Genomic DNA, 23,641 nt, shown 5'->3' with positions numbered 1-23,641 from the left:
TGGTTCGACGTTCTTCGAGCATCGCGGACGACTCTGCCGTACCAAGCCACGATGCTACAGGCGGCGGACTTTCAAAATGCTCCTCGAACCTCGATCGCGACTGAGGATCCTGGGCGACCAGCGTCCGGCTTGCGCGGTGCGCACCTCGATCGCCTGCCGGTTGAACGGTTTGGGCATCGGCGCCACAGCGACCTCGAGCCGGGGCAGCGTGTCGCGGATCAGAGTCAGGTCCTTCACGCGGGTCTTTGCCTTACCGAAGAACTGGAGTGGTGCGTCAGGCGCCAGGCGGGGAAGTACGAAATCTGCCACAGTGCGGACAATAGCCGCGTCGAGTCGGGTGATCGTGGCGATTGCAAGGTCAAAGGTCACGTCGATTCGGGGGTCGAAGCTGCCATCGGCGCGCCGTCGCGCGATCGTGATCTGAGTGAATCCGAGTTTGCGCAGCAAGTCGATGTCGACTGATTCGTCCGCGACGACGAGAAGATGCGGTCCGTGCAGTGACGGACTAGCCGAAAGCGCTTTCATGCTACCCACCACGGAGGCGTCACCGACGTCAGCCGGGCGTTGTAGGTGTCGAGCCAGTCGGCGAGCAGAATGAGTCGTAGTCGCCACCGATCACCGTTGGGTGAATGGAGTACTGCGATGTCCGCATCGGTGAATCCATCCCCGATGAACTCGTTCAGAACTCCGAATCTGTCGGCTGCCCAAGCGTAGGATTCAGGCGTACTTGATCGGCGTCGGCCTGACGTGGTGCCGGGGATCCAGTCGTTCGACGAGGGCAGGTCGCCGAGCCCGGGCTCGGCGGTGTCAAGCAGCTTCCTGGCAAGGGCACCATCGGCGCGGGCGGCCCCCGGGATCGACAGGAGCGCCGAGATGACGTCGGGATGCATGAACGGTGTGACGGGTTCTACCCCGGCCGCGAGCACCTTGTGCGGGATCGTCGCGACGCCTCGTTGTGATCGGGTAGCCAAGGCGATGAGCCTGGTCATGTTGTCGGCGCCTTCGTAGTCTGCGTGGATCAGATCGAAATCACTGCGGACACGGGCCGTCATGTCAGCCAACATGGCGGCGGAGACGCCAGGCAGCGGGAGGTAGGGCGCTCGATTCATGTTGTGCCAGAAGGCTTCTCGGTGCTCGTCGACGTTCTTGGCGTATTGCAATGTGTCCTTGACGAACGTGTTCTTCATGAGCATGTCGCCCGACAGTCCGTCGATAGTTGGAGCACCCCACTCGTGCAGCACCGCAGCAACGGGCTCGAACCAGACGTGTTCGGCCGACTCGTGCTCGAGGAGGTCGAACATTCGCTTGGCATAGACGGGGTACGCGCCGCCATCGGGATTGAGGATCCGTTGAGTCACGCCAAACCGGTCGCCCAGCGACGTTCCGAACGTTACGTCAGGATCTGCTCCGGCGCGGTGGGTCGATGTCGTCACTGAACGGACCGATCCGGCTCCGAGCGCATTGAGGAAGATTGAGCCGAGCAGGCGCGAATCATAGCCCCCTGTGAGGGGAAGCGACGCGACGTAGTCGTGAGGATCCTTGTCGCGTCCGGCCAGTGCAGGGTGGCTCACCAGGGCGTGTCTAAGAGCCTCGACCACCTCGTCCGGACTGGCCTCGTTGTCGCGGCCCACGGTTCGGGGAACGCCGCGACGGGTGGTGAAGCGGCCCGAGGTGCGGTCGAGGACGCGTCCTTCACACTCCCGCAGGCGTTCGATCTGAGTGAACAGCGTGCGGCCACCGATGAGATATCCCAGCATCATGATCGATGCCCAGGCATCCCAGTCAGGATCGAGACGGCTGTCGATCAACTGGAGCAGGGCAGACGTGGTCGTGGCAAACAGGAGGGCCCCGTGCTGCTGGTGGACGTACACGGGTTGGAATCCCCAAGCAGCGCTGTTGAGGCTGATCTCGGTTTGTCCGACCACGAGGTGAGGACCGACTGCCTCGTGTGTCGCGGCGTCGGAGGTCGCCACGGCTCCGGGATCGGCAGACGGCGACCATAGAATCCCCTGCTCGGTCCCAGACTTCCAGGAGTAGGTGGCGCCGCGGGTGAGCAGTATGGCGTCATCGGTGCCGAGCCGATGCTGTACGTGGTCAGAAAAAGTCGCGTTCAGACGTTGTCGGAGTACCTCGTCGATCTGGCCTATGGCACCTACGACGTGTGTTGCTTCTGCAGCGGGCGTCATGCGATTTCGATGACGACAGGTGCGTGGTCGCTGGCGCCTTTGCCCTTGCGTTCCTCGCGGTCGATCCAGGCCGTGTCGACCCGGGCCGCGAGCGCCTGGGAGGCCAGGATGAAGTCGATCCGCAGGCCACGCTTCTTGGGAAACGCGAGCTGTTGGTAGTCCCAATACGTGTAGACGCCGGGGCCGGGGGCATGGGGGCGTACGACGTCGGCGAAGCCCGCGTCGACGACTGCCTGAAACGCATCGCGCTCCGGCTGGGAGACATGGGTCTTGCCCTCGAACACCGACATGTCCCACACATCTTCGTCCTGCGGGGCGACATTCCAGTCTCCCGTCAGCGCGATCTGGGCGTCGGGATTGTCTTCCAGCCAGCCGCCGGCGACTTGGCGCAGACGCTCGAGCCAGGCGAGTTTGTAGACGTAGTGCGCATGGTCGACCTCACGGCCGTTCGGCACGTAGAAGCTCCAGACCCGCACCCCGCCACAGGTCGCGCCGATGGCCCGGGGCTCCAGCACCTCGGGTTCGCCGAAAAGGGGCTGATCGTCGGCGAATGACGTCGCGACGTCCTCGAGTCCGACCCGTGAGAGCAGGGCCACGCCATTCCACTGGTTGAGGCCGAAGTGCGCGACTTCGTACCCCATCGAAGCGAGTTCGAGTCCGGGGAACTGCTCCTCACGGCACTTGGTCTCTTGGATCGCGAGTACATCGATGTCATTGCGCTCGAGCCAACCGGTGACCCGGTCGATTCGGCTTCGGATGGAGTTGACGTTCCAGGTGGCAATACGCACTCGACGAACTTACCGCGTCGCGCCAGTGCCCAAAAACTGAGGAGCGATGCCATGATGGCGACATGAGCGACCAGGATTCGGCTGCGCACAATCCGGGGCACGAGGACGATCGCATCGAGGGTGCGATCGCCCAGAAGCCCGACACGTCACCGCAACGTTGGGTCAGACGGATCGTCCTGGCGATCGTGATCGTCGGAGTCGCGTACATCGTCTACCTGATGTCGGCGGCATTCTTCCCGCGCTGGTGGGCTCAGCGGGTGGCCGATCAGGTCAACGGCGGCGTCACCCGCGGAACCATGTGGGGACTGTTCTACGGATTCGTGTTCACCGCGATTCCATTGCTGCTGCTTTTCCAAGTGCGCCGACGGTTCTTCAACTGGACGTGGCGCGGCATCGTGGCTTTGATCGCGATCGTCCTGGCGGCGCCCAACTGGCTGACGCTCTCGGTCGTGGCCGGCAATAGCAATGCCGCCCACGCGGGCGAGCGAATCTTCGATGTGGATGCGCCAGGATTTCGGTGGGCGACGCTCGTCGGCGTCATCGCCGGTGCAGTGGTGGCGGTCGCCGCGACCGGCCTGAGTATGCGTCTGAAGCGCCGCAAGGTTGAGGTCGAACGGCTGCGGGGGGAGCGCGACGAACTGCGCCGCACTCGTGACGACGCCGAGGGATCTCCTTGAGATCGTTGCTCCATTCTCTGACAGGTCTGCATATCCGCACGTAATCTGGGGCTCTCGGGAGCGAGGTGAGGCATGGAACCGGATGCGAGCGACGAGCAGTTCTTGTCCCTGCGCACCGTAGAGGGTCTGGTCGACCTGACGCGTGATTTGGCGACGACCGCGGATCTGAAGGTGATTCTCGACTCGATCTGCTACGCCATTGTGGAAATCGCGCAGTTCGAGGCGGCCGCGATCAATTTGGTCGCCGCTTCGGGGGAGTTGGAGGTCGTCGCGGTCGCCGGACCGCCGAGTGTGTCCGATTTGCTGGGCACTACAAGTACGAGGGAGGGATGGGACCTCGAGATCGCGTCCGCACATCCGCACCACGGTCTGCTGCTGACGACCGATGCGGGCAATCCCCAGGTCGAAGTGGAGTGGATCAACGAGGACGAAGCGTGGTTCGAACCGCATCGCGACGATCCGCTGGCCTGGACCAAGGAGCACATGCTGTTCAGCGCCTTGTCGGATGCTGCCGGTGACCTGATCGGCACAGTCAGCGTCGACATGCCGCGGTCTGGGCTCGTGCCCGACGCCGCGCAGTGCGCAACGCTCGAGATCCTGATCCGCCAGGCGGAGACCGCTTTGGCCGCCTCCCGCATGCTGGCTCGGTCCGAACTCAATGAGCAGGTCTACCGTCTGGCCTTCGATTCGGCGCCCACCCTGACCGCGATCGCCCGATCCTCGGGCGAGTTCGTCGACGTCAACCGAGCGTTCGCTGACGTCTTCGGGCAGATCGCCGATGCTGCCTCCTTCGACGCCGCGATCACGACGGTCGACGGGCCAGGGGGTCTCCACGACGTTCTACGCCTGGTCTTCGACGGTGCGATGGGGGTGGCGACCTTCGTCGCGATGCTGAACCATCCCAGCGGGCCGCAATGGTTCCAGGTCACCGTCAGAGGTATCGCGCACACCGTCATCAAGCCCGAGCGGGCGGTCTGCACGATCGTCGACATATCGTCGGAGCGGCGCGAACAACTGCGCCACCAGCACGATGCCGAGCACGATCCACTGACAGGCCTGCTCAACCGGCGGGGCGCCCGTCCGGTCATGGACGTGGCCGCTGCGCCGTCCGACGAGCACCCATTGGTCCTGGTGATGGCCGGGGATCTCGACGGCTTCAAGGCGGCCAACGACAGATTTGGTCACCAGGTGGGCGATCGAGTGCTGATCGAGACTGCGGCTCGGTTGCGTGATGTGATGCCGGCCGCGGCTTCGGTGATCAGACTGGGCGGCGACGAGTTCTTGATGCTTGCCCGATGTGCCGAGCGTGCGGATGCCGAAGGACTGGCCGACGCCGTCGTGGCGGCCATGAAGGCCCCGTTCTGGTCGGGCCGTCAGCGGGTCGAGCTGTCGATGAGTCTGGGGTTGGTGATCGTCGAGGCGAACCAGGTCGATGACATCGGACCGTTCGTCGCTGCTGCCGACCGGGCGCTGTACGAGGCGAAGTCGGCAGGCCGTGCGTGCTGGGTCGCGGCCGGCCCGCTGATCTGAGGACTTGACCTGGAGTGCGCTCCAGGGTTCATGCTGAAGTCATGACCGTGACAGATGTGCCCTCCGAGGGGCTGACGATCAGTGCGGCCGCCGAACTGAGCGGACTGAGTGTCGACACCCTGCGCTACTACGAGAAGGAAGGGCTGACGCTGCATCGCCCGGGACGCTCGGCGTCGGGTCAGCGTCGGTACTCCGAACAGAATCTGCGCTGGCTGCGAACTCTGGTGATGCTCCGGCGGACCGGGATGCCGATCCGTGAGATCAAGCAGTTCGTCGCGCTCTACCGGATCGACGGCACCGAGCCGCAACGTCTGGAGATACTCCGGACGCACCGGCTCAACGTCCTCGAGCAGCTCGACGAGGTGCAGCGGCATCTGCAGGCCATCGACAGCAAGATCGACTACTACACAGCGCACACCGCAGGCAGGGAGAACCAGGACAGATGAAGAACACCACATGGGGAAGTCAAGGGCTGGAAGCCAGCGTCGAGGGACTCGGTGCGATGGGAATGTCGGCGTTCTACGGCGATCGCGACGACACCGAATCGGCCGCGACTCTGCATCGGGCGCTCGATCTCGGTGTCACGATGATCGACACCGCCGAGATCTACGGACCGTTCCTGAACGAGCAGCTCATCGGTAGGACGATCGGCGGTCGGCGCGACGAGTTCGCGATCGCAACCAAGTTCGCCCGGAATGTCAGTGACGACGGCGTGATCGGCCCGCCCGACGGCAGCCCCGAGTACGCCCGCAAAGCCCTCGAGCGGTCGTTGCGCAACCTGGGCATGGAGTACGTCGACCTGTACTACCTGCACCGTGTGGATCCCGATATCCCGATCGAAGAGACGGTCGGCGCGATGGCGGAGTTCGTCGCCGAGGGCAAGGTCAGGTACCTGGGTCTCTCCGAAGCGGCGCCGGACACGATTCGTCGAGCCCATGCGGTCCATCCGATAACCGCCGTCCAGACCGAGTATTCGCTGTTCGAACGCACACCCGAGGTCAACGGGGTGTTGGACACGATCCGTGAACTCGGGATCGCGTTCGTCGCGTATTCACCGCTGGGCCGCGGTGTGCTGACCGGGGCGATCTCCTCGACCGACGATCTGGAGGACGGTGACTTCCGCAAGATCAGTCCACGTTTCGACGCCGACAACCTCGCGCAGAACCTCACCGTCGTGGACCGGGTACGTGCACTTGCGGACGCCAAGGGAGTGACGGCCGGACAGCTCGCACTCGCCTGGGTGCTCGCGCAGGACAGCGTCGTGGCGATCCCCGGCACGAAACGGCGTAAGTACCTGGAGGAGAACGTCGCCGCAGTCGACATCGACCTCAGCGCAGCGGACCTGGAGGCACTCGACGCTGCGGCACCGGTCGGCGTCGCGGCCGGTGAACGGTATGGCGAGGAGGGGATGCGGCAGGTGCATCTCTGACCTGCCGTGATGCGGTTCAGCCCTTGGCGTAGCGCAGCACCCAGTCGATCATCGGTGTGGTCTCACGCCAGTCGGCGCGGATCTTGTCAACGAGGTCCGCGCTGTGGATGACCGGCTCGAAGCCGTACGACTTGCCGAGCGTCATCGACTTGTGGCGCAGCAGCTCTATGCGGGGGTGATCGATGTCGTACCCGCGGGGTGCGGTCTTGAGTCGGTCGCCGCCGACCTCCCAGCCTGCTGCCGTCAGAGTCGCGAGGATGTCCTCGAGCTCACCGCCGCGGCGCGGTTCGACGATGGCTTCACGCACGCTGGCGAGGCGCGCCGCCGAGGCCTCATAGAATCCCGCACCGACGCGCACTCCGGCGGCACCGAGTTGCAGGTAGTAGCCCGTCGAGGGCCCGGTGGCGACGAAAGCGCCCTGGTGGATCTTGTACGGGGTCTTGTCCTTGGCGAAGCGGACATCCCGGTAGGGCCGAAAGATCTTGGCCTCACCGAACTCGTCGCAGAGGGCCGCGGTGAGCGCTTTCATAGGACCAGCGACCGAGGTTACGTACACCTCTTTGTTGGCTTCCCAGAACGTCTTGGTGTTGTCCATCTCCAGATCGTCGTAGAAGTCCAACGCGGCAACGGGGAATCCAGCGAACTCATCCACAAATCGAGGGTACGCACTATTGGCAGAGTCATGAAATGTCAGCAAGGGGGTACGCATGCCGATAGGTTGTGTGGATGCCTTTCCAGAATAGAGTCAGATTGACTCTTCGCAAGCTGCCGTCACCTCGAGATCAAGCGGCGATCGACACTGCCCGAGCCGCGAAGGCCCTCGTCACTGGCAAGGTCGCGCCTCGTGAGGTTCCGCTCGAGAGAAGGATCGAAGCTGCCTTCGCTTCTGGACAGCCCAAGCGGATCGCGAAGGTTCTACGTGAACTCCACGCGTTGCAGGCTCGTGTTGAACAACTGGCGTCGCCGCCTTCCACCCCGGGCAATGTCCGGCTTTCCGAGACCTCGGGCGCCCAATCGCTTCAATACATGATCGAGCTGTTGCCGCATATTCAGAAGCTGATCGGCTCCTACCCCCGTAAGACCCGATTCACGGTCTTGGACGTAGGCCCCGGAACCGGTCTTGGCACCGAGCTCCTGGCCGAGCTCTATAGCAAAGGGCGTCTCGGGTACCGCATGAAGGTTTCCGCGATCGATATTTCGACGACGTTCCGGAACTATCTGTGGGCCGTGGCCCCTCGGGTCCCATTCATCCAGGGCGATGTGTTCAAGCTTGAGTCGCGATATGACATCGTCATCGCGAGTCACGTGATCGAGCATGTTGAGGACCCCGTTGCCTTCTGCGAGAGGCTGCAGGAGCTGGCGCGGATCGCGGTGTTCATTGTCGCTCCGTACGACGAGCCTGCTGACAACCTCACACGGGGTCACGTCAGCGTGATCGACGAAGCGATGGTGGCCGCCATGAAGCCGACCTCGCACGTGTTGATCAACAGCGTCTGTTGGGGGTCGATGTTCGACCCGCCCTACGAGATGCTGATTGCCGAGCTACCCGGCCGGGCAGAGGCGCAGCAACCGACAGCAACTGCTTGACCAGAAACGAGGGCCTCCGGGGGAGATGGTCGGCGAAGGCTCACATCCACCACCAAGGTCCTCGTTTCACACGGTCAGGGTCGGCGTCTAGGGGGTGAGCAGTACTTTGCCGGTGGCTCGGCGTTCGTCGAGCGTCAGGAGGGCCGCAGCTGCTTCGTCCAGCTCGAAGGTGGGGCCGACGACTGGCTTGAGGGATCCGTTTTCGAGATGCGGCACGAGCGCCTCCCATTCCTTGGCGATGTGACCTGGACGGGTCAGGACATACGCGCCCCAGCCGACGCCCACGACCGAGACGTTGTTGAGCAGGAGCCGGTTGACCTTGACCTGCGGGATCTCCCCAGCCGTGAATCCGATGACGAGAAGCCGTCCGTCATCGTTCAGGCAACGCAGTGAGTCGGTGAATCGGTCGCCGCCGACCGGGTCGACGACGATGTCGACACCGCCGTTGGACTTGACCTGGTCCTTGAAGCCGTCGGCCAGTACGAACTCGTCGGCACCGGCTTCCAGGGCGATCGCGCCCTTCTCCGGAGTCGAGGTCACCGCGACGACCCGGCCTGCGCCGAATGCCTTGGCGATCTGGATCGATGCCGTGCCGATGCCGCCGGCCGCGCCCTGGACCAGGACCGATTCGCCGGCTTGGAGCTGGCCACGCTCGATCAGTGCGAAGTAGGCCGTGCCGTAGTTGAAGATGATCGATGCGCCCTGCTCGAACGAGATGTTGTCCGGCAGCGCGAATGTCGTATCGACCGGTGCGAGGGCTTCCTCGGCGAATCCGCCGAGGAGGCACAAGGAGGCGACCCGGTCTCCCGGGGAGAAGCCGGATCCGGCCGGTGCGCTGATGATCTCGCCGGCGATCTCGGCTCCCGGGGTGAACGGGAGATCGGGCTTCATCTGATAAAGCCCTCGGGATTGCAGGACTTCGGGGAAGGCGACGCCTGATGCGCGCACCCGGATCAATACCTGGTCCGGACCGGGCTCGGGGGTCGGTAGTTCGACGACCTGGACCGCCGAAGGCCCGTCCAGGGTGGTGATCTGCACAGCTCTCATGCGCCGACCATAGCGCATTTCTAAGCAAGCGCTTATCTCACTCGCCCAACAATTGACGACTTACCGAACGAACGGTAACGTGACTGCGAACACGTTACCGACCGTTCAGTAACCAGGAGGATCCATGGGCAAGGAAGCAGGCGTACCAAGCCTTGATCTCTCCGCCTCAGGAGATACGTCGACCCGCATCAAGGCGGCTGCGGTCTACCTGTTCGCGATGCAGGGATATGCCGCGACCGGAATCCGCGATATCGCCAAGCAGGTCGGCATCACGAACGCCGGTGTGTACCACTTCGTGACCAACAAAGAGACTTTGCTGCGCGAGATCATGCGTCAGGGTCAGCAGCTGCTGACTGACACAGCTGACGCGGCATTGGCCCACGTCGAGAAGCCCGAAGACCGCCTGGCGCTCCTGGTGAGCGGACTGGTCGGTGCCCACGGCGTCAACCAGATGATCAGTCTCGTGACCGACGGTGAGATCCGCGCGCTGCCCCACGGGAGCGAGGCTCGTGCGGAGATCCTGTCGATGCGCGATGAATACGAGCGCCTCTGGAAGGACGTCCTGGCCGCAGGCGCGGAAGAGGGTGTCTTCACGATTGCCGATCACCGGCTCACCCGCCTGGCCCTGATGGCGATGTGCACGGGTGTCAGCGAGTGGTACCGCGCCGATGGCGAGACCGATCTCGACACCATCGCGATCGAGTTCGTCGACATCGCATTGACCGCGGTCCGCGCAAGTCGCGAGGGCAGGCCCATCACGTCGAAGGATGTCGACCTGGTCGATCTCGATCTGCAGGTGCGTGCCGACTGGGAGCCGCGTGTGCTCCCCGAAACCCAGCCGAATGAAGAGGACACAGACCGATGACCACACAGCATGAGGTGGTCGTGCCGGCAGATCGCATCGCCGCCGACCCTGAGCCTGCGACCCTCATTGCCCTATTGGCCCGTGCGGCGACCGAGTTCGGCGGGCGCGAGTTTCTGCGCTTCTCGGCCGGCTCGATGACGTTCGCGGCAGCCGATGAGCTCACGTCCCGGCTGGCGAATCACTTGATCGACCTGGGCATCCGGCCCGGTGACCGGGTCGCGATCATGATGCCCAATCGGATCGGCTGGCCTCTGAGCTGGCTGGCCGCGCTCAAAGCCGGCGCCGTCGTCGTGCCGATCAACTCGGCATACATGTCGGCGGATCTCGAATTCGTCCTCCGCGATTCGGGTGCCAAGCTTGTGTTGACGGTCGCCGACTACCGCGATCTCGTCGACGAAGTCGTCCGGATGCTCGACACTGTGCAGGGGGTGCTCGACTTCGAGGACCTCGATGAGGTCCTCGCGACGTGCAGTTCGCAGACGCCGGCGATCGACGTCACCGCCGACTCCTTGGCCAATCTGCAGTACACGTCCGGTACGACCGGCTTTCCCAAAGCCTGCATGCTGACCCACGACTACTGGGTCCGAATGGGCTGGGTCGCCGCGGGAATGGCCGGGCTCGACGATCAGGACGTGGTCCTGACCGCCCAGCCCTTCTCCTATATCGATCCGCAGTGGAACACCGCGATGTGCCTGACGGCAGGCGTGCCGCTCGTCGTACTGCCGAAGTTCTCCGCGTCGGGCTTCTGGCCGTCGGTGCGCGAGCATCGCGCCACGATCTTCTACGTCCTCGGCACGATGCCGGTCCTGCTGCTCAAGCAGCCGCCGACCGAGGACGACCTCGACAATGCGGTCCGCCTGGTTCTGTGCTCCGGCATTCCCGCGGCGCGACACGCGGAGCTCGAACAACGCTGGGGAGCCCCTTGGCGCGAGGCCTACGGGATGACCGAGTCCGGTGTCGACCTGATCTCCCCGGTCGACGATGTCGATGTCGTCGGCAGCGGTTCCATGGGACGTCCGGTGCCCACCAAGAAAGTGCGGATCGTCGACGCCGAGGGTGCCGCGGTCCCCGACGGCGAAGTCGGCGAGCTGGTCGTCCGGGGCAAGCCCCTGATGCTCGGCTACTGGAACCAGCCCGAAGTGACAGCGCAGACGATCCGCGCGGGATGGCTGCACACCGGCGATCTCGCCCGGCGCGACGAGAACGGCCGCTACTACCTGGTCGGCCGGCTCAAGGACATGGTCCGCCGTGGCGGCGAGAACGTCTCGTGTGCCGAGGTCGAGCGGGCATTGGAGCAACATGACGCGGTGCTGGCGACCGCGGTGGTGCCGGTTCCCGATGAACTGTTCGGCGAAGAGGTCAAGGCATTCATCCGTCTGATCCCCGGGATCGAACCGACTGCGGACACCGCGGCAGAGATTCTCGACGATGTGCGCACCCGCCTTGCCCGCTTCAAAGTCCCCCGTTTCGTCGAGTTCGTCGACGAATTCCCGATGACCCCGTCAGAACGCATTGCCAAGGCCAAGCTCCAGGCACGCCAGGACCACGATCCCGGCGTGACCTTCGACCTTCAATCCGTTCGATAAATCCTTCCCCCGTTCACGAAAGCAGGTGCAGCATGTCCAGATCCATCTCTCGTAGGTCGACTCGTCTCATCGCGGTCGCAGCCTCACTCGGTGTGGTGGCGGTCGCCGCCGCGGCATGTGGCGGCGACTCGTCCGGCGGCAAGAGCTCTGCCGCCGGCGACGCCCCGTCGTCGGTCAGCCTCGTGCTGCGCAATGACGTCGACAGCTTCGATCCGTTCAAGAGCGCTGCCGAATCGGGTGCCAAGCAAGTTTTCGACGCGGTCTACGACACGCTGGTGCGGGTCCAGGCATCCGACTCCAAGGTCGAGGTCACCGGCTCCCTGGCCGAGAAGTGGGACGTCAAGCCCGATTCGGCGACGTTCACCCTCAGGAGCGGTCTGACCTGCGCCGACGGCACCGCGTTGACCGCGACCGGCGTCGCCAAGTCTCTGCAGCACCTGGCCGATCCCAAGACCGGCGCGCTGTACGCCAGCCGGATCTTCGGCCCCGGCGGCGCCAAGGACATCTCGGCCGACGATGCCGCCAACACCGTCACGATCCAACTCAACGCGCCCTACACGTACCTGCTGGAAGGCCTGTCGCAAGGCTATGTCGTGTGCCCCACGGCATTCGACGACATCGAGGCGCTCGCGACGACTCCGGCAGAGACCGGCGCCTTCGAACTCGCCGAGTCCAAGCGCGGCGAGAAGTACGTGCTCAAGAGCCGTGAGACACCGGCTGTTGCGAAGTCGAAGCTGCCCGGAACCCTGGAACTGCGTGTTGTCAACGACGATACGACTCGCGCCAACCTGGTCGAGACCAAGGGCGTCGACATCGCCTCGATCCTGGGCCGGGATGCCGAGCGGCTCAAGCGCAGCAACAAGCCGATCGCCGGCAAGGCGATGCTGGCCGATGCCGTGGTGTTCAACCAGGCCGCGGGGCATCCGGGTGCCGATCTCGAAGTACGTCGGGCCGTCGCCCAGGCGGTCGACTCCGCGGGCTACGCGAAGGCGGCGACCTTCGATCTCGGTTCGCCGATCGACACGATGTACACCCCCAATATGGCCTGCTACGAAGCCGGCAATGGCAAGCTCACGCCGCAGTTCGATCTCGACGCCGCCAAGGCTACGCTCGCATCGGCCGGCTACGGCCCCGGCGGCAAGAAGCTGACGATGCGGCTACTGGGTATCGATCTGCAGAACTCCGGACCTGAATTCCTGGCCGATGCGCTGCGCAAGCTCGGCGTCGACGTCAAGTTGTCCAAGGGCACGCTCGAGCAGGCCATCGGTGTGCTGTTCGGCGACGGCGGTTGGGACGTCATGGTCTTTCCGTACCCGGTTCCCACGCCGCTGCCGTCGGCACTGGTCAACCAGATCAGCGGCGAGCTTGGCGTGACGCTCAACGTCGGAAGCGTCCAGAACAAGGTGTACGACTCGACCGTCGAGAAGGCTGCCGGCGCGACGGGTGCCGAGCAGTGCGAGCTCTGGTCGAAGGCCGAAGCGGCGTTGCTGGAGAACGTCGACCTCAAGCCGGTCGCGTGGTCCAACGCCGCCTGGTTCGCCAATGGCGTCACCTTCGAGGCGAACTACTTCAACATCGACACACGCTCGATCAGCCAGTCCAAGTAGTACCCAGACCAATCTCCACACGACCAAGACGGGGCAATCGATCATGAAGTTGTCGAAGTTTTTCCTTGATCGGCTGCTCCGTCTTGCGATCGTGCTGGTCTCGATCGTCATCATCACGTTCGCGATGGTGCACCTGGTACCGGGTGATCCGGCCAGGGCGATCGCCGGCGGGCAGGCCGATGAGACCGCGGTCCAGCTCGTTCGTGAGGAGTTCGGCCTGGACCAGTCGCTGGGTCGCCAATTCATCGACTACACGTCCGGACTCGCCCGCGGAGACCTCGGTACCTCGTTCAAGACGCGTGAGCCGGTGACCGAGCTGATCGCCGGAAAGGTCGGTGCCACCGCGGCCCTGGCCGGTGCCGCCTTGCTGATCATCGCGATCGCGGGTGTCGCGATCGGTCTGCTGTCGGGCATAGCGTCGCAGGGTGACCGTCGAGGATTCGAAGTCTTCTTCAGTTCGGTGACGGGTGCGCTGTCGGCGATGCCGCACTATCTGATTGCGACGTTCCTGGTCTTCCTCTTTGCCGTCACATGGCAGATCTTCCCTGTCGCAGGTGCCGTGGGCGTCTCCGCACTGGTGCTGCCCGCGATGGCCATCGCGCTTCGACCGACCATGATGGTCGCCCGGGTCATCCGGGTTCGCACCCTCGAGGTCGTCGAGCAACCGTATATACGTACTGCGCGGAGCAAACGACTTCGTCCTTCACGGGTGTATCTGCGCCATGTTCTGCCCAATGCGGTCACGGCCGGTCTCGCCCTCGGCGGAGTCCTGTTCGCGAGCCTGATCGGTGGCGCAGTCGTCGTCGAGATGGTGTTCGCCCGGCCCGGGCTCGGCACTGAACTGGTCAGGGGCGTCATCGCGGGCGACTACCCCGTGGTCCAGGGCGTCACCTTGGTACTCGGCGTCAGCGTGGTCGTGGTCAACATGATCGTCGACCTGCTGATGGCCGTGCTCGATCCACAGACGATGGAGAACTGAGTCATGACCGATTCGATCAGATCCTCACGCTCCGGCTTCGCGGAGTTCTTCAAGACGCCGACAGGTTGGTTCTCGGCTGTCGCGATGGTCCTGCTCGCGGTGCTTGCGGCGATCGGACCGCACGGCTTCGGCAACTCGGCCACCGAGGTCGACATGGTCAATGCGAGCCAGGGCCGCTCGTCGGAGCATCTGCTCGGAACGGACGGGCTCGGCCGCGACATCTTGCTGCGGACCCTCGCCGCGACCAGGACGTCGATCCTGCTGGGCTTCTCGGCCGTGGCCATCGCGGTAGTCCTGGGCTGCACCATCGGCGCGCTGCTCGCCGTGTCGGGTCGTCGCGTCCGGCGCCTGGGAGCAACCGCGATCGACACGATGCTGAGCTTCGGCGACATTCTTCTCGGCGTCGTCGTGGTGACGATCCTCGGCGTGGGCGCCCGCAGCGCCGTTATCGCGATCGGGGTGGCCTTCACGCCGGTCTTCGCCCGGTTCTCGTTCAGCCTGGTCTCGTCGATCGTGGTCCGTGACTACGTCGCCGCGGCGCGGGTCACGGGCGTGCGTCGGCGTTCATTCTTGTCTCGCTACATATTCCGCAATGTCTCCGACAGCCTGGCCGTGACGAGCTTCGGTGCCGTGGGCGAGGGCATCATCGCGTTGTCGTCGCTCAGCTTCCTCGGCCTGGGAGTGCAAGCGCCGTCATTCGACTGGGGGCAGATGCTGACCGACGGCGTGCGGAACTTCTATCTCAACCCATGGGCGGCGCTGGCGCCGGCGGTCATGATCGCCCTGGTGGGCCTGGCCCTGTCGATGTTCGGCGACGCGCTGGCACGTGCTTCGAATCCGCTGTTGCGCAGACAACAGCCCGTCTCCGCCACACCGGGGGACATGTCATGACGACACCACTGCTGAACGTCGAGAACCTCAGCATCCGCACCGGTTCGTACCCGCTCGTGGACGGGGTGTCGTTCCAGGTCATGCCCGGTGAGATCGTCGGCGTTGTCGGTGAGTCCGGCAGCGGCAAGACCTTGACGTCGTTGGCGATCTCCCAGTTGTTGCCCCGCGGACTCACGAGTCGAGCAGATGAGCTGAACTTCGCGGGACTCGACCTGCAGGCCGGTTCGTCGGCGCAGGTGCGGACCGCGCTCGGTACCCAACTCGCGATGGTCTTCCAAGATCCGATGAGCTCGCTCAATCCGGCCATGCGGATCGGGGCGCAGATGATCGAGGTGCTGCGCGCGCACCGTGGCTTCTCCCGCAAGGACGCCCTGGCCAAGGCGGCACAGAGCCTCGCGGACGTTCATATCCCAGAACCCGAGCGCAGGCTGCGGCAGTATCCGCACGAACTGTCCGGCGGAATGCGGCAACGGGTCATGATTGCGATGGGCCTGATGACCGAGGCCCGGCTGATCATCGCCGATGAGCCGACGACCGCCCTCGACGTCACGGTGCAGGCCCAAGTCATGTCGCTGCTGATGGGGTTGAACCAGCAGCACGGGACATCGGTCCTGTTGATCTCACACAACATCGCCTTGCTTTCGGAGATCTGCGACCGGGTGCTCGTGATGTATCGCGGTCACCTCGTCGACGACGTGGCGGCCGATGATCTGCTCACCGGAGCCCGGCACCCCTACACCCAGATGCTGATCGGCGCGATCCCCGACCTGACGACCGACCGTCGCCGACCGCTGGTCGACGTACCGGAATTCGATCCCCTCGCGAGGAGTGTTGATCATGCTTGAGCTCCGTGATGTCGAAGTGACCTACCGCTCCCGGCAGAACTTCCGTGCCGTGGCGGGCGTAAATGTGTCGATCGCCCCCGGAGAGACGGTCGGGCTGGTCGGCGAGTCGGGGTCGGGCAAGTCGTCGGTCGCCAAGACCGTCGTCGGGCTAAACGCCTTGTCGGCCGGGACGATCGTGCTCGACGGGCAGGTCATCGCCTCGGCGCGCGAACCGCTGAAAGCAGCGGCGAAACGCGGTCTGCAGTTGGTCTTCCAGGACCCCCGGTCATCGTTGAACCCGCGCATGACGATCGGCGAGACGCTGGGTGAGTCCATGACGCTGGGCGGGACGCCGCGGCGTCAGTTGTCAGAAGCCCGTCGCGAGCTGTTGGCGAAGGTGGGGCTCGACGCCGACCACCTCGATCGCTATCCGCATCAGCTCTCGGGCGGGCAGCTGCAACGGGTCTCGATCGCGCGAGCCCTGTCGGTGAAACCCCGTTACCTGATCCTCGACGAAGTCACTGCCTCACTCGATGTCTCGGTGCAGGCCCGGATTCTCAACCTGCTTCGTTCACTGCAGGAGGAGCTGGGCTTCTCGATGCTCTACATCTCGCACGATCTGTCGGTCATCCGCTACGTCAGCGATCGGGTGTACGTCATGCGGACCGGCGAGATCGTCGAGCACGGCCCGGTCGACGATCTGTTCGCACATCCGGAGACGAGCTACACGCATTTGCTCCTCGAATCAGTACCCACTCTTGGCGGAAGTCGCTGGCGTCGTACGGCGCCGCCGATTCCCGTCGAATCCCATCACCCAACCCAGGAGGCACCATGACGTCCGAGCAGATCCAACGATCTGGTTTCGTCGATATCGAGACCGTGCGCGAGATCGCTGTGATCACGTTCCGTCGTCCCGAAAAGCTCAATGCGCTGAGCAAGGAGATGCGCATCGAGATCGCGGCATTGATCCGCCATCACGGTGATGGAACGCGCGCCCGCGGCATTGTGCTGACCGGAACCGGCCGGGCGTTCTCGGCCGGCGAGGATCTCAGTGCCACCTCGGCCGAAGACAACACCGGCGTCCTGAACGCCGTCGAGTCGTTCCACGACATCACGCGGGCCATCCTCGGGACCCAGGTCCCGGTCATCGCGGCGGTCAACGGTCTGGCCGTGGGCGGAGCCTCCGAGGTGACGATGTGCTGCGACGGGCGCATCGGTACGGAGAATTCGGAGTACTACATGCCGGAGAACGGCATCGGTTTGACGATCTCGAACGCCTCCAGCATTCTGCTGCGCAGGCTCGTGGGCAATCACGCACACCGCATAGTTCTGGGCTCGCCTCGGATCCACTCGGCGGAAGCGCTGGAGATCGGGCTGCTCGATCAGATCGTGGCGGTCGATCAGCTCATCGAGACCGCGATCGACCTGATCTGGAGTTGGACGCCCGAGGGCGGCGCTACGCCGGCCCACCTGCAGCTCCTGCGACCTGATCCGGCTGACATCGAGGCCGCGATCGCGCGCGAGAACGTTGCCGCACAGCAGGTGTGGGACAGCGGCGTGCTCGAAGCCGGGATCGACCGTTTCTGGGAGACCAAAGCGGCCAACGGTTAGCCGTCCATCCGGCGCTCCGCCGTGCCCTGGGTGCGTACCCTGTGCGGATGGATGCGCTGGATCTGGCGATAGCCCGGTGGGTGGCCGACCACCGGGCATCGCCGCTCACCTCGGCGAGTCGCCTGCTCGAAGACCTCGGTGCTTCGCCGGTCGTGTTCGCGATCGTCGGACTGCTGGGGCTGGGTGTCGTGGCAGCCCTGCGGCTGTGGGCCGGACTTCCGCAGGTGGTCGTGGCAGTCCTCGTCACTGCGGTGGCGACACGCCCGCTCAAAGGCTGGTTCGATCGTCCGCGACCCTCGGGCGATCTGACGCTCACGACGCTGCACGAGCCCGCGATGCCCTCCTCGCACGCCGTCATGACGTCGTCGGTGGCTGTCGCGGTGCTCTTGGCTCCCTGGTGGACATCGGTCGCGTTGCGCAGGGCCGTCGCCGCGGTCGCGGTCGTCGGCTGCGTCGTCGTTGCCGCCGCGATGGTGTATCTCGGCGGGCACTGGGTCAGTGACATCCTCGTCGGCTGGCTGCTCGGCACGGCGATCACAGCCGGTGTCATGCTCGCGTGGCAACGGTGGCCGACTGACCGCCGGGCCGTGGCCCCGTCGGGCAAGGGAGAATGAATCGTATGCGCCTCATCGATCTGCTCCCACCGACCGGCGCCGCCTATGACGAGGATGCCGTCTACGGTGCGATCAGCGAGTGGGTCGAGAGCCGGGGGCTGAGCCTGTATCCCGCGCAGGACGAGGCGATCCTCGAATGCGTCGCCGGATCCAATGTCGTTCTGGCGACGCCGACCGGCTCCGGCAAGAGTCTCGTGGCCACGGGAGCGATGGCCGCGGCGCTGGCCAGGGGCGAGTGCAGTATCTACACCGCGCCGATCAAGGCATTGGTCAGCGAGAAGTTCTTCGATCTGTGTGAGATCTTCGGTGCCGAGAACGTCGGCATGGTCACCGGCGATGCGGCCGTCAACGCCGATGCTCCGATCATCGCTGCCACGGCTGAGATCCTGGCCAATATGGCCCTCCGAGAGGGCTCCGAGGCCGATATCGGCCTGGTCGTGATGGACGAGTTCCACTTCTACGCCGATCCCGACCGGGGCTGGGCGTGGCAGGTGCCGCTGATCGAGCTGCCCCACGCGCAGTTCCTGCTGATGTCGGCGACGCTCGGTGACACCACGAAACTCGAAACCGACCTGACCCGCCGCACAGGTCGCGAGACCGCGGTCGTGACGTCCACCGAACGTCCGGTGCCGCTCGTCAGCGAGTACGTGACCTCACCGGTGCACGAGACGCTGGAACAGCTCATCGAGACCGGCCAGACGCCCGTATACGTCGTGCACTTCACACAGGTCAGTGCGCTCGAACGGGCTCAGGCGCTGACGAGCATCAAGGTCGCGACCCGCGAGGAACGCGATGCGATCGCCGATGCTCTCGGCGACTTCAGGTTCTCCTCGGCGTTCGGCAAGACGCTGTCGAGGCTCATCCGGATGGGCGTCGGCGTGCACCACGCGGGCATGCTGCCGCGCTATCGCCGCCTCGTCGAGACCTTGACCCAGCAAGGGCTGCTCAAGGTCGTGTGCGGCACCGACACGTTGGGTGTCGGTATCAATGTGCCGATCCGCACGGTGCTTTTCAGCGGCCTGTCGAAGTACGACGGCACCCGGCAGAGGCAGCTGCAGGTACGCGAGTTCCAGCAGATCGCCGGTCGTGCCGGCAGAGCTGGCTACGACACGATCGGACACGTCGTCGTCGAGGCGCCGGAGCACGAGGTCGAGAACGCCCGCCTCGTCCGCAAGGCCGGCGACGATCCCAAGAAGCTCAAGCGGGTGCAACGCAAGAAGGCGCCCGAGGGATTCGTGTCGTGGGGCCAGGGGACGTTCGAGAAGCTGTCGACCGGGACGCCGGAATCATTGGTTTCGCGGATGAAGGTCAGCCACGCGATGGTGCTCGACGTCATCTCGCGCCCGGGCGATGCGCGAGCGTCGCTCGAACGCCTGATCCGTGAGAGCGGGGAGACCGAAGCCTCCCAGGACCGGCTGCTGGCTCAGGTCGACGAGATCATCGAGGCGTTGCTGGCCGGTGAGGTCGTCGAGCCGATCGATCCGCCCGACAGCGAGGGGCGGACGCTCCAGCTGACGATCGACCTGCAGGCCAACTTCGCGCTCAATCAGCCGCTGTCGCCGTTCGCGGTCGCAGCTTTGGAGCTCCTGGATCGTGAGTCGCCGACGTATGCGCTCGACGTCGTCTCGGTCGTCGAGGCGACGCTCGACGATCCGCGTCCGATCGTCAACGCGCAGCGTCATCGGGCCCGTGGCGAGGCGATCAACGAGATGAAGATGGACGGGATCGAGTACGACGAGCGGATGGAACTGCTCGAGGAGATCACCTGGCCCAAACCGCTGGAGGAACTGCTCACCGCGGCGTACGAGACGTACCGGGGCGGACATCCCTGGGTCGCCGACCACGAGCTGAAGCCCAAGTCGGTCGTCCGTGAGATGTGGGAACGTGCCATGACGTTCTCCGAGCTGATCGGCGACTACCAGTTGGCCCGGTCCGAAGGCCTGGTGCTGCGCTATCTGTCCGACGTCTACAAGACGCTGGGGCGCACTGTGCCCGAGAAGGCCCGCAACACCGAGCTGGAGGATCTGACCGAATGGCTCGGCGAGCTGGTGCGCCAGACCGACTCCAGCCTGCTCGACGAGTGGGAAGAGCTCATCAATCCCGGTGACGATCCGCTCGACGTCAGGCCGCAGGCGATGGCATCGGCGCCGCCGCGACCTGTCACCGGGAACGTCCGGGCCTTCCGCGTCCTCGTGCGCAATGCGATGTTCCGCCGCGTCGAACTCGCGGCGTTCGGTCGCTGGACCGAGCTGGCAGCGGTCGAGCCCGACAGCGAATGGGATGCCGTGGCGTGGATGGACGCGATGGCGGCGTATCGCGAGGAGTACGACGACATCGGTACGGGGCCGGGTTCTCGTGGACCTGAGCTGTTCATGGTCACGGAGGGGCCGGACACGTGGACCGTGCGCCAGACCTTCGACGATCCTGAGGGCGATCGCGACTGGGGGATCAGCGCGACGGTCGACCTGGCGGCGTCCGATGAAGCCGGCGAGGCCGTGGTGACCGTGACGGACGTCGGCCCCCTCTGACCCGCCCCAGGGGTGGGGAGGGGCGGGAGGGACGGCGTCAGCGGCGGGTCAGCTTCAGGGGCGCTTTGTCGGCCGGAACGTTGGTGATGTTGCGCAGCTTGTTGGGCGCGACCTGCTCGGCGTGGATGTCGAAGCGTTGCAGCACTTCACGCAGGACCGTGGTGCCCTCCATCAGCGAGAAGGCAGCACCGATGCAGCGACGCACACCGCCGCCGAAGGGGATCCAGGTATTGGCGGCGACCTTCTCGCCGAGGAACCGGTCGGGGTTGAACGTGTGCGCGTCAGCGAAGTTGGCCTCTCGGCTGTGCGACAGCATGATCGACGGCGTGACGGTCGTTCCGCGCGGCAACCGCCGTCCGGCGACGACCTGATCGCTTTGCAGCGTGCGGGCGACGAAGTCGATGATCGGGTGCAACCGCATACCTTCTTTGAAGCACGCTTCGAGGAATGCCTCGTCGCCGGAATCGGCGGCTGCGGTCGCGCGCGCCAAGAGTTCGGGGGAGCGTCCCAGCTCGTGCAATGTCCATGACAGCGCCGAGGCGGTGGTCTCGTGACCGGCCAGAAGCAGGGTGATGAGCTGATCGCGCATCTCCGGGTCGGTCAACGGTGGTTCGTCCGACTCACCGTCGCCGACCCGCAGCAGGCGTGACAACACGTCATTGCGTCCCTCGAGATCGTGTGCGGCCCGGCGCTCACGGATTTCGGCGTACAGAATCTCGTCGACCGACTGCTGATTCGCGAAGTAGCCGCGCCACGGCGGCAGGGCGAACAGCTTGGGATACGACCAGGCGAGCAGCATCTTGGCGTCGATGTCGACCATACGGTTGACCTTCGGACGCAGCACCGCGAGGCGCTTCTCGTCAGTTACTCCGAACACGACCTGCAAGATGACGTCGAGAGTCACGGCGTTCATCCGGTCGAGCGTCACCAAGGTGTCACCCGTGCCCCATGAGTCGACTTCAGCCTTGGCGATCTGCTCGATGAGCGGTTGGTACGCCCGCATCGACGGACCGGTGAAGGCCGGCATCAGCAATTTGCGGGCGCGTTGGTGTTGAGCGTCGTCGGTCAGCAGCACCGAGTGATCACCCATCACGGGCTTGAGGATCTCATTGCCCTTCCCGGCGTGGAATTGCGATGGGTCGGCGGCGAAGATCTCCTTGATATCAGCCGGATCGCTGAACACGACCAAGGTGCGCGGCCCCGGCAGGATCTGCAGGCTGAACGTGTCACCGAACTCCTTGTGCAGTTCGGGGATGACGGTGTCGCGATTGCGCAGGAACCGCCATGTCATCAGAGCCGAGCGGGTCTTCGGGCCAGCCGGGATGTCGTACAGCTCTGCGGAGCTCATCAGGCGGCCTGTTCCCACGCGAAGTCGGGCACATTGACCTTGCGGGTCTCCCACCAGTATTGGAATGTGAACTTGGGCCAGATGGTCCGGTTCTTGCCGTGACTGTCGAGATACCAGCTGGTGCAGCCGCCCTGGGTCCAGATGCCCTTCTCGACCAAACGCTGGATCTCGGTGTTGAAGTCGTCCTGAGCCTGTTTGGTCGGTTCGGCGGCCGTGGCTCCCCGCCGGTCCATCTCATCGAGGAGCCGGATGATGAATTTGGTCTGCTGTTCGATCATGAAGACCACCGAGTTGTGACCAAGCGCGGTGTTGGGACCCAGCATGAAGGCCAGGTTGGGGAAGCCGTTGACCATGATCCCCATATAGGTCTCGACGCCGTGCTCGCGGAACTGCGCAGCCAGATCGACGCCGTCCTTGCCCTTGATGTCGAGATAGTCGAAGGCGTCGACGACGTGGAATCCGGTTCCGTAGATGATGACGTCGGCCTCGTGGAAGACGCCGTTTCCGTCGATCACTCCGTCGGCGGTGATCTCGGCGACGCCGTCGGTGCTGAGCTCGACGTTCGGACGCAAGAACGTGGGGTAGTAGGCGTTGGACTGCAGCACCCGTTTGCAGCCCAGGCGGTAGTCGGGCGTCAGCTTGGCCCGCAGTTCGGCGTCGGGTATCGCCTTCTTCAGGTACCGGGTGACGATCTTCTCGGCGAACGGCAGCACGTCGAGGTGGCCGTTGAACGCGATGGCCCGGGCTTCGAGTCCCCAGTACAGGGCGTTGCGGTAGGCGCGCTGGGCGCCGGGGACCTTGTCGAAGACGGTTTTGCGCCATTCGGCGGTGGGCTTGTCCTTCTTGGGCAGGACCCACGGGGGTGTGCGCTGGAAGACCGTCAGCTTCTCGACGTCTTGGGCGATGATCGGGATGAACTGGATCGCGCTCGCGCCGGTTCCGATCACGACGACCTTCTTGCCGGCCAGATCGACGGAATGATCCCACTGCGCGGAGTGGAACTTCGGCCCCTCGAATGTCTCGGCACCCTGGATCTCGGGGATGTTGGGGATGTGCAGACCGCCGACTCCGGCGACGACGACGCGTGCCTGGTAGTCCTCGCCGGAAGCGGTGCGGATCGTCCAGACCTTGCGGTCCTCGTCCCACGACGCTCCGGTGACCTCGACGCCGAAGTCGATGTAGGGGCGGATGCCCTGCTCGTCGGCGACTTTGCGCATGTACGACCAGATTTCGGCCTGCCCCGAGAAGCTTTTGCTCCAGTCGGTGTTGAGTTCGTACGAGAAGGAGTACATGTGGCTGGGGATATCGCACTCACAGCCGGGGTAGGTGTTGTCGCGCCAGGTGCCGCCGACGTCCTGGGCCTTCTCGAGCACGACGAAGTCGCTGCGGCCCGAGGCGAGCAGCTTCATGGCCATGCCCATGCCGGAGAAGCCGGTGCCGATGATGACGATGTCCTTGGTGATCACATTTCAGATACTAGCGGTATCTGAGTATGATGCAAGGGTGCAATCAGGCCACGGGGGTCTGGCGGGTGAGGAGCAGGT

Annotated in this window: 22 protein-coding genes; 15 read left to right on the top strand and 7 right to left on the bottom strand. The window is 64.7% G+C overall.

From position 1 onward, the window contains the following. Nucleotides 1–54: 54 nt before the first annotated feature. Genes ACXJKC_RS12410 through ACXJKC_RS12400 form a run of 3 tightly spaced genes read right to left on the bottom strand, consistent with a single transcriptional unit; the run spans nt 55 to nt 2,974 of the window. A complete protein-coding gene (locus tag ACXJKC_RS12410; protein ID WP_456697027.1) occupies nt 55–525 on the bottom strand; it encodes a hypothetical protein in 471 nt (156 codons plus the stop codon). Next, nucleotides 522–2,186, bottom strand: a complete 1,665-nt coding sequence (locus tag ACXJKC_RS12405; protein WP_456697026.1) for a hypothetical protein — start codon at nt 2,184–2,186, stop codon at nt 522–524. The genes ACXJKC_RS12410 and ACXJKC_RS12405 overlap by 4 nt, the downstream gene beginning before the upstream one ends. Further along, nucleotides 2,183–2,974, bottom strand: coding sequence for an exodeoxyribonuclease III (locus ACXJKC_RS12400; protein ID WP_456697025.1), 792 nt, complete (start codon nt 2,972–2,974; stop codon nt 2,183–2,185). The genes ACXJKC_RS12405 and ACXJKC_RS12400 overlap by 4 nt, the downstream gene beginning before the upstream one ends. A 62-nt stretch (nt 2,975–3,036) precedes the next feature. Here ACXJKC_RS12400 and ACXJKC_RS12395 point away from each other — a divergent pair, with 62 nt between their 5' ends. The 4 genes from ACXJKC_RS12395 to ACXJKC_RS12380 all read left to right on the top strand — a co-directional run bounded on the left by ACXJKC_RS12395 (nt 3,037) and on the right by ACXJKC_RS12380 (nt 6,610). Then, nucleotides 3,037–3,651 carry a hypothetical protein gene (locus ACXJKC_RS12395; protein ID WP_456697024.1) on the top strand — a complete coding sequence of 205 codons (615 nt, stop codon included), beginning with the start codon at nt 3,037–3,039 and terminating at the stop codon, nt 3,649–3,651. Nucleotides 3,652–3,723: 72 nt separating this feature from the next. After that, entirely contained in the window at nt 3,724–5,181 is a 1,458-nt protein-coding gene (locus ACXJKC_RS12390; protein WP_456697023.1) for a diguanylate cyclase domain-containing protein, read from the top strand. Between the two features lie 41 nt (nt 5,182–5,222). Beyond that, complete coding sequence (locus ACXJKC_RS12385; protein WP_456697022.1) at nt 5,223–5,627, top strand: MerR family transcriptional regulator; 405 nt, start codon at nt 5,223–5,225, stop codon at nt 5,625–5,627. Then, nucleotides 5,624–6,610: an aldo/keto reductase gene (locus ACXJKC_RS12380; protein ID WP_456697021.1), complete on the top strand. Its 987-nt coding sequence runs from the start codon at nt 5,624–5,626 to the stop codon at nt 6,608–6,610. The genes ACXJKC_RS12385 and ACXJKC_RS12380 overlap by 4 nt, the downstream gene beginning before the upstream one ends. 16 nt (nt 6,611–6,626) lie before the next feature. Here the strand turns inward: ACXJKC_RS12380 and ACXJKC_RS12375 are convergent, their stop codons facing one another. Then, nucleotides 6,627–7,262, bottom strand: a complete 636-nt coding sequence (locus ACXJKC_RS12375) for a DUF2461 domain-containing protein (protein WP_456697020.1) — start codon at nt 7,260–7,262, stop codon at nt 6,627–6,629. Between the two features lie 74 nt (nt 7,263–7,336). Here ACXJKC_RS12375 and ACXJKC_RS12370 point away from each other — a divergent pair, with 74 nt between their 5' ends. After that, the gene (locus ACXJKC_RS12370; RefSeq protein WP_456697019.1) at nt 7,337–8,197 is read left to right on the top strand and encodes a class I SAM-dependent methyltransferase; all 861 of its coding nucleotides are present in this window, start codon (nt 7,337–7,339) and stop codon (nt 8,195–8,197) included. A gap of 87 nt (nt 8,198–8,284) precedes the next feature. On the opposite strand, the gene ACXJKC_RS12365 is transcribed toward ACXJKC_RS12370, so the two are convergent. Continuing rightward, nucleotides 8,285–9,244 carry an NADPH:quinone oxidoreductase family protein gene (locus ACXJKC_RS12365; protein ID WP_456697018.1) on the bottom strand — a complete coding sequence of 320 codons (960 nt, stop codon included), beginning with the start codon at nt 9,242–9,244 and terminating at the stop codon, nt 8,285–8,287. Nucleotides 9,245–9,368: 124 nt separating this feature from the next. Between ACXJKC_RS12365 and ACXJKC_RS12360 the strand changes: the two genes are divergently transcribed. The 10 genes from ACXJKC_RS12360 to ACXJKC_RS12315 are packed head-to-tail and all read left to right on the top strand — an operon-like array spanning nt 9,369 to nt 20,749. After that, nucleotides 9,369–10,109 (top strand): TetR/AcrR family transcriptional regulator, encoded by a 741-nt coding sequence (locus ACXJKC_RS12360; RefSeq protein ID WP_456697017.1) that lies wholly within the window; start codon nt 9,369–9,371, stop codon nt 10,107–10,109. Further along, a complete protein-coding gene (locus ACXJKC_RS12355; protein ID WP_456697016.1) occupies nt 10,106–11,695 on the top strand; it encodes a class I adenylate-forming enzyme family protein in 1,590 nt (529 codons plus the stop codon). The genes ACXJKC_RS12360 and ACXJKC_RS12355 overlap by 4 nt, the downstream gene beginning before the upstream one ends. Nucleotides 11,696–11,727: 32 nt before the next feature. Continuing rightward, nucleotides 11,728–13,302 carry an ABC transporter substrate-binding protein gene (locus ACXJKC_RS12350; RefSeq protein WP_456697015.1) on the top strand — a complete coding sequence of 525 codons (1,575 nt, stop codon included), beginning with the start codon at nt 11,728–11,730 and terminating at the stop codon, nt 13,300–13,302. A 43-nt stretch (nt 13,303–13,345) separates the two neighbouring features. Further along, a complete protein-coding gene (locus ACXJKC_RS12345) occupies nt 13,346–14,281 on the top strand; it encodes an ABC transporter permease (RefSeq protein ID WP_456697014.1) in 936 nt (311 codons plus the stop codon). 3 nt (nt 14,282–14,284) lie between these two features. Then, nucleotides 14,285–15,172, top strand: coding sequence for an ABC transporter permease (locus ACXJKC_RS12340; protein WP_456697013.1), 888 nt, complete (start codon nt 14,285–14,287; stop codon nt 15,170–15,172). Further along, entirely contained in the window at nt 15,169–16,017 is an 849-nt protein-coding gene (locus ACXJKC_RS12335) for an ABC transporter ATP-binding protein (RefSeq protein WP_456697012.1), read from the top strand. The genes ACXJKC_RS12340 and ACXJKC_RS12335 overlap by 4 nt, the downstream gene beginning before the upstream one ends. Next, nucleotides 16,010–16,831, top strand: coding sequence for an ABC transporter ATP-binding protein (locus ACXJKC_RS12330; RefSeq protein ID WP_456697011.1), 822 nt, complete (start codon nt 16,010–16,012; stop codon nt 16,829–16,831). The genes ACXJKC_RS12335 and ACXJKC_RS12330 overlap by 8 nt, the downstream gene beginning before the upstream one ends. Continuing rightward, a complete protein-coding gene (locus ACXJKC_RS12325; protein ID WP_456697010.1) occupies nt 16,828–17,607 on the top strand; it encodes an enoyl-CoA hydratase/isomerase family protein in 780 nt (259 codons plus the stop codon). Before ACXJKC_RS12330 ends, ACXJKC_RS12325 begins: the two co-directional genes overlap by 4 nt. A gap of 47 nt (nt 17,608–17,654) precedes the next feature. Then, the gene (locus ACXJKC_RS12320) at nt 17,655–18,221 is read left to right on the top strand and encodes a phosphatase PAP2 family protein (RefSeq protein WP_456697009.1); all 567 of its coding nucleotides are present in this window, start codon (nt 17,655–17,657) and stop codon (nt 18,219–18,221) included. Nucleotides 18,222–18,226: 5 nt separating this feature from the next. Then, nucleotides 18,227–20,749 (top strand): DEAD/DEAH box helicase, encoded by a 2,523-nt coding sequence (locus ACXJKC_RS12315; RefSeq protein ID WP_456697008.1) that lies wholly within the window; start codon nt 18,227–18,229, stop codon nt 20,747–20,749. Between the two features lie 37 nt (nt 20,750–20,786). Here ACXJKC_RS12315 and ACXJKC_RS12310 read toward each other — a convergent pair whose 3' ends face one another. Together ACXJKC_RS12310 and ACXJKC_RS12305 are read right to left on the bottom strand one after the other, a co-directional pair. Continuing rightward, complete coding sequence (locus tag ACXJKC_RS12310) at nt 20,787–22,097, bottom strand: cytochrome P450 (RefSeq protein ID WP_456697007.1); 1,311 nt, start codon at nt 22,095–22,097, stop codon at nt 20,787–20,789. Further along, the gene (locus ACXJKC_RS12305) at nt 22,097–23,563 is read right to left on the bottom strand and encodes a flavin-containing monooxygenase (protein WP_456697006.1); all 1,467 of its coding nucleotides are present in this window, start codon (nt 23,561–23,563) and stop codon (nt 22,097–22,099) included. The genes ACXJKC_RS12310 and ACXJKC_RS12305 overlap by 1 nt, the downstream gene beginning before the upstream one ends. Between the last annotated feature and the right edge of the window lie 78 nt (nt 23,564–23,641).

This window comes from Aeromicrobium sp. P5_D10, from assembly GCF_054049535.1.
The sequence above is the reverse complement of the archived record's forward strand: the minus strand, read 5'-3'. Positions and strand labels throughout refer to the sequence as shown.